Here is an 11,908-nt window from a genome sequence, read left to right as displayed (position 1 = left end):
GACGATGAATCTGTCGAGCATGTTGGCGGCGCGGGCCGCCGGGGGACGGCCGGTGCGTGTGGGTCTCATCGGGGCGGGCAAGTTCGGCTCGATGATTCTCGCGCAGGCCCGACACATCGAGGGGCTGCACGTGGTGGCGGTGGCCGACCTCGACCCGGGCAAGGCGCGCGGCGCGTTCGAGCGGGTTCACTGGCCGGTCGAGCAATACACGGCGGCCTCGGCCGATGACGCGCTGGCCTCCGGCCGGACCTGGATCACCGACGATGCCGCCGAGCTGATGGGCTGTGGCGAGATCGAATGCATCATCGAGGCGACGGGACACCCGCTGGCGGGCACGCGGCACGCGCTGGCGGCGATCGCGGCGGGCAAGCACGTGGTGATGGTCAACGTCGAGGCCGATGTGATGGTGGGCGCGCTGCTGGCGGAGAAGGCCCGGAAGGCGGGGGTTGTCTACTCGATGGCCTATGGCGACCAGCCGGCCGCGATGTGCGAGCTGGTGGACTGGGTGCGGGCCTGCGGCTTCGAGCTTGTCGCGGCGGGCAAGGGGATGAACTTTTGCCCCGGCTACCGCTACTCCACCCCGGACACGGTGTGGGATTACTTCGATTTCACCCCCGAGCAGGTGGCGGCGGGGGACTTCAACCCGAAGATGTACAATTCCTTCACCGATGGCACCAAGGCGGCGATCGAGATGGCGGCGGTGGCCAATGCGACCGGGCTGGACTGCCCGAAGGACGGGCTGGCGTTTCCGCCCGCCGGGCTTCAGGACCTGGCCGAGGTGTTCAAGCCCGCGAGCGAGGGCGGGCGGCTGGAGAAGGCGGGGATCGTCGATATTGCCGCCTCGCGGGAGCGCGATGGCCGGGTAGTGCTGAACAACATCCAGTACGGCATGTTCGTGACCTTCAAGGCGCCGAACGACTACACCCGGCAATGCTTCAACCAATACGGGCTGATGACCGACAAGAGCGGCTGGTATGGCTCGATGTGGCGCCCCTTTCACCTGATCGGGCTGGAAACGGCGATGTCGGTGCTCTCGGCCTGCCTGCGCGGCGAGCCCACGGGCGAGAGCCGGATCTTCCGGGCCGATGCAGTGGCGACCTCCAAGGGGCATTTTCAGGCCGGGGAGTTCCTCGACGGCGAGGGCGGGTTCAAGGTTTGGGCCAAGGCCATTCCGGCGAGCGAGTCGGTGGCGCTGAACGCCCTGCCCATCGGGCTTGCCCATCACGTCAAGCTGAAGCGGAGCCTCGAAACCGACCAGGTGGTGTCGCTCGATGACGTGGACATCGTGGACGACCTCGACATTCACGCCCTGCGCGAGGACCAGCGGCGGCTGCTCTCGGCCTGACGCCGCTCAGGGCGCGGCGGTGCTCTGCCGGGCCACCAGTTTCACGCCGATGGTTTCGACCTGCGGAACGGCGGTGTCGGCGAGCGGGTCGGCGGCGGCGGCGATCCTTTCCTGGAGGAGCCGCGCGGCATGAGCGCCAAGCGCGTGGCGATCCTGCCGGATGGTGGTGAGGGCGGGGGTGTAGACCTTGCTCAGCTCGATATCGTCGAAGCCGACCACCGAGATATCCTCGGGCACCCGCACGCCCGCCGCGGTGAGGGTGGACATCAGCGCGAAGGCCACCTGGTCGGAGGCGCAGAACACCGCCGTGGGCCGCTCCTTCATGGCGATGATCCGCTCGGCGGCGTCGCGGCCGGAGGCGAGCGAGAAGTCGCCCCGGATGATCCAGTCGTCGCGGCTGGGCAGGCCGAGGCGGGCGCGCTCGGCCAGCATGCCCTCGCGCCGGGCCTTGGTGAGCACGTTGCCGGCCGGGCCGGTGACATGGGCGATGTCGCGGTGGCCCAACCCGTGAAGGTGCTGCACCGCGAGGCGCGCGCCCTGGACGTTGTCGGAGCGCACCGAGGGCAGCCCCGCGCCCTCGACCCATTCGCAGGCAAAGACCACGCGGTCGGAAAGGCCGGAACTCTCGAACACGTCGAGATCGCTGCGGGTCAGGTTGCCGTCGAGCGAGATCATCCCGTCGATCCGGCCATCGAGAAAGTAGCCGGCCAGCTCGCGCCCGCCCGACTCGCCGCTGGCGGTGTCGGCGATCAGCACGGAGGTATCGGTTCCCGCGAAGCTTTCGGAGATCGCGGCGAGGATGGCGGAAAAGAACGGGTTGCCGAGGTTGGGCACCAGCACCAGCACGGCGCCGGCGCGCTGCATCCGCAGGTTCCGGGCCGCGTGGTTGACCCTGTAGCCGGTGATTCGAACCGCGTCTTCCACCGCCTTGCGTGTGCTCTCGGTGAGCAGGTCGGGGTTGGAGAGCGCCCGGCTGACGGTGGCCGTGGAAACCCCGGCCGCGCGCGCAACATCCCGGATTCTGACAGTTTTTTGAGCCATCGAAATAAATCCCTCGAAAGCGGCCCGTGAGCGGTAACCCGGCGCTTGACAAGGGCGGCACTGCCGGAAAATATCCATGTAATCGTTTACATGCAAGAGCGGGGCGGGGAGGCCCTGAGAATGTAAACGATTGCAGGCGCCGGAACGGATGGCGCAGACAACGACAGGGCGTGCGACGCGCAGAGCCCGCAGGGAGGAATAGAAATGACGTTTCGGACCATTCTGATGGCGGGCACGGCGCTCTGCGCAGGCACCGCCCTTTCGGCCGCCGATCTCGAGGTGACCCATTGGTGGACCTCCGGCGGCGAGGCGGCCGCGGTGCAGCAATTCGCCACGGAATTCGAGAGCCAGACCGAGCACAAATGGGTCGACGGCGCGATTGCCGGCGGCGGTGGCACCGCGCGCCCGGTGATGGTGAGCCGGATCATCGGCGGCGACCCGATGGGGGCGTTCCAGTTCAACCACGGGCGCCAGGCCGAGGAGCTGATCGAGGCCGGTCTGCTGCGCGACATGACCCATGTGGCCGAGGCCGAGGGCTGGAAAGACATCGTCAACCCGCCCTCGCTGCTCGATGCCTGCACGGTCGATGGCAAGATCTACTGCGCGCCGGTGAACATCCACTCCTGGCAGTGGCTGTGGCTGTCCAACGGGGCCTTCGAAAAGGCCGGTGTGGCCGTGCCGACCAACTGGGACGAGTTCGTGGCCGCCGCGCCCAAGCTGCGCGAGGCCGGTATTCAGCCGATGGCGCTGGGCGGGCAGAGCTGGCAGAGCTCGGGCGCGTTCAACGTGCTGATGGCCACGCTGGCGGGGCCGGATGTGCTGCAAAAGGTCTATGGCGACGGCGATGCCGAGCTGGCGGCGGGCGAGGAGATGGCCCGCGTGTTCAAGGCGGCAGCGGACATGCGCGACATGGTGCAGGGCTCCAACGTGCAGGACTGGAACCAGGCCACCAACCTGGTGATCACCGGCCAGGCCGGCGGGCAGATCATGGGGGACTGGGCGCAGGGCGAGTTCGCCGTGGCGGGCCAGACCGCGGGCGAGGACTACACCTGCCTGCCGGGCCTCGGCGTGATCGAGGTGCTCTCGACCGGGGGCGACGCCTTCTACTTTCCCGAGACCGGCGATGCCGAGATCGAGGCGGCACAGGATGCGCTGGCCGCGACCCTGCTGAAGCCGCAGACGCAGGTGGCCTTCAACCTCAAGAAGGGCTCGCTGCCGATCCGGGGTGACGTGGACCTCGCCAGCGCCAACGACTGCATGAAGAAGGGCCTCCAGCTGCTCGCCGACGGCAAGACCATGCCCGACGTGAACATGCTGAACACCGAGGACACCAACAACCAGCTGAACGACCTCTTCGTGCAGTTCTTCCAGGATACGTCGATCAGCGCCGAGGATGCCCAGGCGCGCTTTGTCGATATCGTGGCAAGCAAGGACTGATCCGCCGTTCACCGGGGGCGGGCCGCGCACGGGCCGCCCCTGTCACCCGACCAGCGCGAGAGGGGAGCGCCATGGCCGCGGCCCGCCCGTTTGGGCTTTTCCGGAACATCAACGCCAAGATCGCCGCCATCCCGATGGTGCTGACGGCGCTCGTCGTCTTTACCGGCGGCACGATCTGGACGGTGGTGTATTCCTTCACCAACTCCAAGCTGCTGCCCCGCGAGCAATGGGTGGGGCTGGCGCAATACGAACGGCTCTGGGGCACCGAGCGCTGGAACGTGGCGATCGAGAATCTGCTGATCTACGGCGCCTGCATGGTGGTGCTGTCGCTGGTCGTGGGCTTCGTGCTGGCGGCGCTGCTCGACCAGAAGATCCGGTTTGAAAACACCTTCCGCACCATCCTGCTCTACCCCTTCGCGCTGAGCTTCATCGTGACCGGGCTGATCTGGCAATGGCTGCTCAACCCCGATTTCGGCATCCAGTCGGTGATCCGGGCGATGGGCTGGGAGAGCTTCGATTTCGACCCGCTCTACAACGCCGACATCGTGATCTACGGCGTTCTGATCGCCGGGCTGTGGCAGGGCACCGGACTCGTCATGTGCCTGATGCTCGCTGGCCTGCGGGGCATTGACCAGGAGATCTGGAAGGCCGCGCGGGTGGACGGCATCCCGATGTGGAAGACCTATATCTTCATCGTCATCCCGATGATGCGCCCGGTCTTCATCACCACGCTCGTCATCATCGCCAGCGGCATCGTGCGGCTCTACGACCTGATCGTGGCGCAAACCGGGGGCGGGCCGGGGATCGCCTCGGATGTGCCGGCGAAATACGTCTACGACTACATGTTCCAGGGCCAGAACCTCGGCCAGGGCTTTGCCGCCTCGACGATGATGCTGCTTGCGGTGCTCGTGGTCATCATCCCCTGGGCCTATCTCGAATTCGGAGGGAAGAAGCGTGTCTGATCCCGGTCTCGTCTCTGCCACCGTGGCCGGGGCCGATGCCGCGGCGCCCGCGCTCAGCGGCCCGCGGGGCCCCAAGCCGCGCCGCCGGTTCTCGCGGCGCAACATCTTCATCTACGGTACGCTGATCGTGGTGGCGCTCTACTACCTGCTGCCGCTCTACGTGATGATCGTGACCTCGCTGAAGGGGATGCCCGAGATCCGGCTGGGCAACATCTTTGCCCCGCCGGTGGAGATCACCTTTCAGCCCTGGGTGAAGGCCTGGGCGGAGGCCTGCACCGGGCTCAACTGCGACGGGCTCAGCCGCGGGTTCTGGAATTCGGTGCGGATCACCGTGCCGAGCGTGTTCCTGTCGATCCTGATCGCCTCGGTGAACGGCTACGCGCTGGCGAACTGGCGGTTCAAGGGCGCCGACGTGTTCTTCACCATCCTGATCTTCGGGGCCTTCATCCCCTACCAGGTGATGCTCTACCCGATCGTCATCATCCTGCGCGAGATCGGCCTTTACGGCTCTCTGACGGGGCTGGTGCTGGTGCACTCGGTCTTCGGCATGCCGATCCTGACCCTGCTCTTCCGCAACTACTTCACCTCGCTGCCGGAGGAGCTGTTCAAGGCGGCGCGGGTGGATGGGGCCGGGTTCTGGCAGATCTACTTCCAGATCATGCTGCCGATGAGCCTGCCGATCTTCGTGGTGGCCATGATCCTGCAGGTGACGGGCATCTGGAACGACTTCCTCTTCGGCGTGGTCTACACCAAGCCCGACCTCTACCCGATGACCGTTCAGCTCAACAACATCGTCAACTCGGTGCAGGGCGTGAAGGAATACAACGTCAACATGGCGGCAACGCTCCTCACCGGGCTGGTGCCGCTGGTCATCTACTTCATCTCCGGAAAACTCTTCGTCCGCGGCATCGCGGCGGGCGCGGTCAAAGGGTGAGCATGGAACACAGCATTGAAATCAAGCATCTCGACCTCTCCTTCGGCGCGGTGAAGGTGCTGCGCGACCTGAACCTCGATGTGGTCAACGGCGAGTTCCTGGTGCTGCTGGGCTCGTCGGGCTGCGGCAAGTCCACCCTGCTCAACTGCATCGCAGGCCTGCTCGACGTGACCGACGGGCAGATCTGGATCGGCGGCAAGAACGTGACCTGGGAGGAGCCCAGCAAGCGCGGCATCGGCATGGTGTTTCAGAGCTATGCGCTCTACCCGCAGATGACGGTGCGCGGCAATCTGACCTTCGGGCTCAAGAACGCGGGCATCCCCAAGGCGGAGATCGCGGAGCGGGTGGCGCGGGCGGCCAAGGTGCTCCAGATGGAGGCGCTGCTCGACCGCAAGCCCTCGGCGCTTTCGGGCGGGCAGCGGCAGCGGGTGGCGATCGGCCGGGCGCTGGTGCGGGATGTGGACGTGTTCCTGTTCGACGAGCCGCTCTCGAACCTCGATGCCAAGCTGCGGGCCGACCTGCGGGTGGAGATCAAGCAGCTGCACCAGACGCTCGGCAACACGATGATCTACGTGACCCACGACCAGATCGAGGCGATGACGCTGGCCGACCGGATCGCGATCATGAAATCGGGGATGATCCTCCAGCTCGACAGCCCCAACCAGATCTACAACCGACCGGCCAGCAAGTATGTGGCCGAGTTCATCGGCTCGCCGACGATGAACTTCTTCGAGGGGGAGGTGCAGGGCGGCAACTTTCTTGCGGGCGAGCTGGCGATTCCGCTCGAGGGCTACGACTGGCAGGGCGAGGCGCGGGACGGCGCGGCCTGGCTGGGCATCCGGCCCGAGCATATCGCCAGCGGCGAGGCGGCAGCCCAGAAGCCCTTCCAGGTGAAGGCGACGGTGGAGCTGGTGGAGCCGCTGGGCTCCGACACGCTGCTGCGCTGCGATGTGGCGGGGCGGCATGTATGGGTGCGGATCGACGGGCAGACCGAGATCGCCCCCGGCGCGCCGCTGCCGCTGGGCTTTGCGGCCGAGCGCGCACATCTCTTTGAAAAAACGAACGAAACCCGGCTCTGAGCCGATACGACAGGACCGATCATGGATATCTCTTACCAGCTCTATTCGTCCCGCGACGCGGGGCCCTGGGAAGACACGCTCGCCCATCTCGCCGGGCTGGGCTACCGCAATGTGGAGGGCTTTGGCGGGGTCTATGCCGAGCCGCATGCCTTCAAGGCGCTGCTCGATGCCAACGGGCTTGCGATGCCTTCGGGGCATTTCTTTCCGCTCGGCGCCTTCGAGGAGGAGATCGAGAAGAGCCTGGCCGCGGCCAAGGTGCTGGGGATGGAGCGGCTGTTCTGTCCGGCGCCGACGGATGAATACCGAAACGGCGCCGACCTGGGCGCCTGGAAGCAGCTTGCCAACCGGATTGCCGAGGCGGGCAAGCGGGTGCGGGGGGCGGGGCTGCGCTTTGGCTGGCACAACCACCATTGGGAGTTCATGGCGCTGGAGGATGGCACCCTGCCGATGCAGGTGATCCTCGACCTTGCGCCCGAGATCGAGTGGGAGATGGACGTGGCCTGGGTGGTGCGCGGCGGAGCGGACCCGCTGAAGTGGATCGCCGATCATGCCGACCGGATCACCACCGCCCATGTGAAGGACATCGCCCCCGAGGGCGAGTGCGCCGACGAGGACGGCTGGGCCGACGTGGGCCATGGCACGCTCGACTGGCCGGGGCTGATGGCCGCGCTGAAGGGCGCGGGCGTGGATCTTTTCGTGATGGAGCACGACAAGCCCAATGACGCGCGGCGCTTTGCCGAGCGGTCGATTGCCGCCGTGAAGGGGTTTTGAGCCATGGCTGACACTCTGGGAATCGGCGTCATCGGCTGCGGCAACATCTCGGCCGCCTACATGCGCCTCGCGCCGCTCTTCAAGGGCATCGAGATGCGTGCCTGCGCCGATGTGGCGGAGGCCGCGGCCAAGGCGCGGGCGGAGGAGTTCGGGCTGCGGGCTGAAACGGTCGAGGGGCTCTTGGGCGCCTCCGACGTGGACGTGGTGGTGAACCTCACCGTGCCGAACGCACATTTCGAGGTCTCCAGGCGCGTGCTGGAGGCGGGCAAGCATGTTTATAGCGAAAAGCCCTTCGTGCTGTCGCTGGAAGAGGGTGAGGCGCTGAAGAAGATCGCGGGCGAGAAGGGCCTGCGGGTGGGCTCGGCGCCCGATACCTTCCTTGGCGGTGCGCATCAGCTGGCGCGGCACCTGGTGGACGAGGGCGCGGTGGGGCGGATCACCTCGGGCACCTGCTTCGTGCAGTCTCCCGGCATGGAAAGCTGGCACCCGAACCCCGATTTCTTCTTCCAGCCGGGAGCCGGGCCGGTGCTGGACATCGGGCCCTATTACGTGAGCAACCTCGTGCAGCTGCTCGGGCCGGTAAAGCGCGTGGTGGCGATGAGCTCGAGCGCGAACGCGTTTCGCACGATCACCTCGCAGCCGCGCTTCGGAGAGCGGATCAAGGTGGAGACGCCGACGACGATCCACTCGATCCTTCAGTTCGAGAGCGGCGCGCAGGTGACCTTCGTGGCGAGCTGGGACGTGTGGCAGCACGGACATTCGAACATGGAGCTCTACGGCACCGAGGGCACGCTGCATGTGCCCGATCCCAATTTCTTCGGCGGCGAGGTGCGGATCACCGAGAAGGGGGCCTTTACCAACTTCTCGGGCGAGTGGCAGCACCCCTTCGGCAAGTCCAACGAGGGGGTGCGGGCGAACTACCGCACCGCCGGTCTGGCCGACATGGGCGCGGCGATCCTCGACGGCCGGCCGCACCGCTGCTCGGACGCCTTTGCCACCCATGTGGTGGATGTGATGACCTCGATCCTGAAGGCGGGCGAGGAGGGCCGGGCGCTGGAGATTTCCACCACCTGCGAGCGGCCGGCTGCGCTGGGTCCGGATGCGGCGAAGGCGCTCTTGGCATGAGTGTCTATTCCGCCGCGCAGGACCGTTACGAGCGGATGGTCTATCGCCGCTGCGGGCGCTCGGGGGTGCGGCTGCCGGCGGTGTCGCTGGGGCTGTGGCACAACTTCGGCGACGACAGCGCCCATGAGACCAAGCGCGACATCTGCAAGACGGCCTTTGACCACGGGATCACCCATTTCGACCTTGCCAACAACTACGGGCCGCGCCCCGGTGCGGCGGAGCAGGCGTTTGGCGAGATCCTGCGGACGGATCTTGCGCCCTACCGCGACGAGCTCATCATCTCGTCGAAGGCGGGCTACAAGATGTGGGAGGGGCCCTATGGCGAATGGGGCTCGCGGAAGTACCTGGTGAGTTCCTGCGATGCCTCGCTGAAGCGGCTGGGGCTGGATTACGTCGATATCTTCTACTCCCACCGCTTCGACCCGGACACGCCGCTGGAGGAGACCATGGGCGCGCTGGATTTCATCGTGCGGTCGGGGCGGGCGCTCTACGCGGGGATCTCTTCGTACAACTCCGAGCGGACGCGGGAGGCGGTGGCGATCCTGCGCGACCTCGGCACCCCCTGCCTGATCCACCAGCCGAGCTACAACATGATCAACCGCTGGGTCGAGCGGGACGGGCTGAAGGACACGCTGGCCGAGCTGGGCGTGGGCTCCATCGCCTTCACCCCGCTGGCGCAGGGGATGCTGACGGCGAAGTACCTGAACGGCGTGCCAGAGGGCAGCCGGGCGACGCAGGGCAAGAGCCTGCGATCGGAGATGCTGAGCGAGCGGGCGATCGAGAACATCCGCGCGCTCAATGCCATTGCCGAGCGGCGCGGGCAGACCTTGGCGCAGATGGCGATTGCCTGGGTGCTGCGCGGCGGCGGGATCACCACCGCGCTGATCGGGGCCAGCAAGCCCAGCCAGGTGGTGGATTGCGCGGGCGCGGTCAGGAACCTGGAGTTCACCGAGGCCGAGCTGGCGGAGATCGACGAATACGCCGACGAGGAGGCGATCAACCTCTGGGCGCAGTCGGCGGAGCAGACCAGGGGGGCCGCGCAGCGATGATCCGCAATCCGATCCTGCCGGGCTTCAACCCCGACCCCTCGATCTGCCGGGCGGGCGACGAGTACTTCATCGCCACCTCCACCTTCGAATGGTATCCGGGCGTACAGATCCACCGCTCGCGCGACCTGGTGAACTGGGATCTGGCCTGCCGCCCGCTGAGCCGCGCCAGCCAGCTCGATATGCGCGGCGATCCCGACAGCTGCGGCATCTGGGCGCCCTGCCTGAGTTACGCCGATGGGTTGTTCTGGCTCGTCTACACGGATGTGAAACGCTATGACGGCAACTTCAAGGACGCCCACAACTACATCGTCACCGCGCCCAGCATCGAGGGGCCGTGGAGCGAGCCGACCTATGTGAGCAGTCACGGGTTCGACCCTTCGCTGTTTCATGACGACGACGGGCGCAAATACTGGCTGGTGCTCAAGTGGAACCACATCAGCGAGAGCATCGGCGGCAAGCCGAAGACCTCGGCCTTCGATGGCATCCTCTGCCAGGAGTGGCACCCCGAGGAGGGGCTGAAGGGGGAGATGAAGGTGATCTCCAGGGGATCCTCGCTGGGGCTGACCGAGGGGCCGCATCTGAGCAAGCGGAACGGCTGGTATTACCTCACGGTGGCCGAAGGCGGCACGGGCTACAGCCATGCGGTGACGATGGCGCGCAGCCGCGAGGTGTTCGGCCCCTATGAGCTGCACCCCGACACCCATCTGCTGACCGCCAAGGATGCCCCCGACGCGCCGCTGCAACGCACCGGGCACGGGCAGATCGTGGAGACGCCGGAGGGCGAGACCTATCACAGCTTTCTCTGCTCGCGGCCGCTGCCGGGGCGGTTCTCGCCGCTGGGGCGGGAGACCGGCATCGAGAAATGCGAGTGGCGCGACGATTGGCTGTATGTGGAGGGCGGCGGAACGCTGGCGCATCTGGAGGTGCCCGCACCGTTTGACGTGGAGCCGCGCGCGCCGCAGGCGATTGAACGCAGGTTCACCGACAGCCTGCCGCCGGAGTTTCAATGGCTGCGCACGCCGGAGCCGGAGCGGATTTTTACCTTCACAGGCGAGGCGCTGCGCCTGATCGGGCGGGAGAGCATTGGCAGCTGGTTCGAGCAGAGCCTCGTGGCGCGGCGGCAGGAGCACCTGAAGTACCGCGCGGCGACCACGCTGGAGCTGTTCGAGCCCACGACCTACCAGCAGGCGGCCGGGCTGACGACCTATTACAACCGGTACAAGTTTCACTTTGCCGCGGTCTCCTGGACCGAGGAGCTGGGCCGCTGCCTGATGCTGATGTCCTGCCCCGGCGACTGGCCGGACGGGCGCATGCAGTTTCCGGCCGCGCCGGTGGCGCTGGCCGAGGGGCCGGTGGAGCTGTCGGTGGAGGTGGACCATGCCCGCCAGCAGTTTCTCTACCGGCAGGGCGGCGGCAACTGGCAGCCCTTCGGGCCGGAGCTGGATGCGAGCGTGATCTCCGACGAGGGCGGGCGGGGCGAGCATGGCTCCTTCACCGGGGCCTTCGTGGGGATGATGTGCTTTGACATCACCGGGCAGGGGCGGGCTGCCGATTTCACGCGGTTCGGCTACGACCCGACCTGATGTTTGCCGCGCTGGAGATCTTCGATCTGGAGACCGGCAAGGTCGAGACGCTGCTCGAGACCGACCGGCACATCGAGGCGCCGAACTGGGCCGGAGATGCGCTCGCCCGATGGCGCGCGGCTCGCCTATACCTGCGTGCGCGACGGCGCCTTCGGCATCGCCACGATCCCCGTGGAGGGCGGCGAGGAGAGGGTGCTGATCGCGGGGGGCGGGCATTACGACGGGCCGGATTATACGCCCGATGGCCGGCACATATGGTTCAACTCCGACCGGGGCGGGCGGATGACCCTCTGGCGGATGGGGCCGGGCGGCGAGGACCCCGAGGAGATGACCGGCGGCGAGAGCGTGGACTGGTTTCCGCATCCCTCGCCCGATGGCCGCCACGTGCTCTACCTTGCCTATCCGCCGGGCACCGAGGGCCACCCGTTTGGCCGCGAGGTGTCGCTGCGGCTGATGCCTGCGGCGGGCGGGGCGGGCGAAACGCTGGCCAGCTTCTGGGGCGGGCAAGGCACGATCAACGTGCCGTCGTGGTCGCCCGATGCCCGCCGCTTCGCCTTTGTCCGCTACGCCCGGCCCTGAGGC

At 67.0% G+C, this 11,908-nt stretch carries 11 protein-coding genes; 10 read left to right on the top strand and 1 reads right to left on the bottom strand.

All coding sequences use genetic code 11. The features are described 5' to 3' along the window. The first annotated feature begins 4 nt into the window (after positions 1-4). Positions 5-1,345 (top strand): NAD(P)H-dependent oxidoreductase, encoded by a 1,341-nt coding sequence (locus BUR94_RS14110; protein WP_074256832.1) that lies wholly within the window; start codon positions 5-7, stop codon positions 1,343-1,345. Positions 1,346-1,351: 6 nt separating this feature from the next. On the opposite strand, the gene BUR94_RS14105 is transcribed toward BUR94_RS14110, so the two are convergent. After that, positions 1,352-2,386: a LacI family DNA-binding transcriptional regulator gene (locus BUR94_RS14105; protein ID WP_074256831.1), complete on the bottom strand. Its 1,035-nt coding sequence runs from the start codon at positions 2,384-2,386 to the stop codon at positions 1,352-1,354. A 204-nt stretch (positions 2,387-2,590) separates the two neighbouring features. Here BUR94_RS14105 and BUR94_RS14100 point away from each other — a divergent pair, with 204 nt between their 5' ends. The 9 genes from BUR94_RS14100 (at position 2,591) to BUR94_RS14060 (ending at position 11,905) form a co-directional block, all read left to right on the top strand. Beyond that, a complete protein-coding gene (locus BUR94_RS14100) occupies positions 2,591-3,823 on the top strand; it encodes an ABC transporter substrate-binding protein (RefSeq protein WP_074256830.1) in 1,233 nt (410 codons plus the stop codon). A 71-nt stretch (positions 3,824-3,894) separates the two neighbouring features. Beyond that, a complete protein-coding gene (locus BUR94_RS14095; protein WP_074256829.1) occupies positions 3,895-4,785 on the top strand; it encodes a carbohydrate ABC transporter permease in 891 nt (296 codons plus the stop codon). A gap of 22 nt (positions 4,786-4,807) precedes the next feature. Continuing rightward, on the top strand, positions 4,808-5,719 hold the full coding sequence (locus BUR94_RS14090; protein WP_139301342.1) for a carbohydrate ABC transporter permease: 912 nt from the start codon (positions 4,808-4,810) through the stop codon (positions 5,717-5,719). Positions 5,720-5,721: 2 nt separating this feature from the next. After that, positions 5,722-6,798 carry an ABC transporter ATP-binding protein gene (locus BUR94_RS14085; RefSeq protein ID WP_074256827.1) on the top strand — a complete coding sequence of 359 codons (1,077 nt, stop codon included), beginning with the start codon at positions 5,722-5,724 and terminating at the stop codon, positions 6,796-6,798. 21 nt (positions 6,799-6,819) lie between these two features. Next, entirely contained in the window at positions 6,820-7,569 is a 750-nt protein-coding gene (locus BUR94_RS14080; RefSeq protein WP_074256826.1) for a sugar phosphate isomerase/epimerase family protein, read from the top strand. A 3-nt stretch (positions 7,570-7,572) separates the two neighbouring features. After that, positions 7,573-8,694, top strand: a complete 1,122-nt coding sequence (locus tag BUR94_RS14075; RefSeq protein WP_074256825.1) for a Gfo/Idh/MocA family protein — start codon at positions 7,573-7,575, stop codon at positions 8,692-8,694. Continuing rightward, a complete protein-coding gene (gene mgrA, locus BUR94_RS14070) occupies positions 8,691-9,743 on the top strand; it encodes an L-glyceraldehyde 3-phosphate reductase (protein WP_074256824.1) in 1,053 nt (350 codons plus the stop codon). Before BUR94_RS14075 ends, mgrA begins: the two co-directional genes overlap by 4 nt. After that, on the top strand, positions 9,740-11,326 hold the full coding sequence (locus BUR94_RS14065; RefSeq protein ID WP_074256823.1) for a glycoside hydrolase family 43 protein: 1,587 nt from the start codon (positions 9,740-9,742) through the stop codon (positions 11,324-11,326). Before mgrA ends, BUR94_RS14065 begins: the two co-directional genes overlap by 4 nt. A 96-nt stretch (positions 11,327-11,422) precedes the next feature. Next, positions 11,423-11,905, top strand: coding sequence for a TolB family protein (locus BUR94_RS14060; protein WP_074256822.1), 483 nt, complete (start codon positions 11,423-11,425; stop codon positions 11,903-11,905). The last annotated feature ends 3 nt before the right edge of the window (positions 11,906-11,908 follow it).

The sequence above is a fragment of the Vannielia litorea genome (assembly GCF_900142295.1).
GTDB lineage: Bacteria > Pseudomonadota > Alphaproteobacteria > Rhodobacterales > Rhodobacteraceae > Vannielia > Vannielia litorea.
The sequence above is the reverse complement of the archived record's forward strand: the minus strand, read 5'-3'. Positions and strand labels throughout refer to the sequence as shown.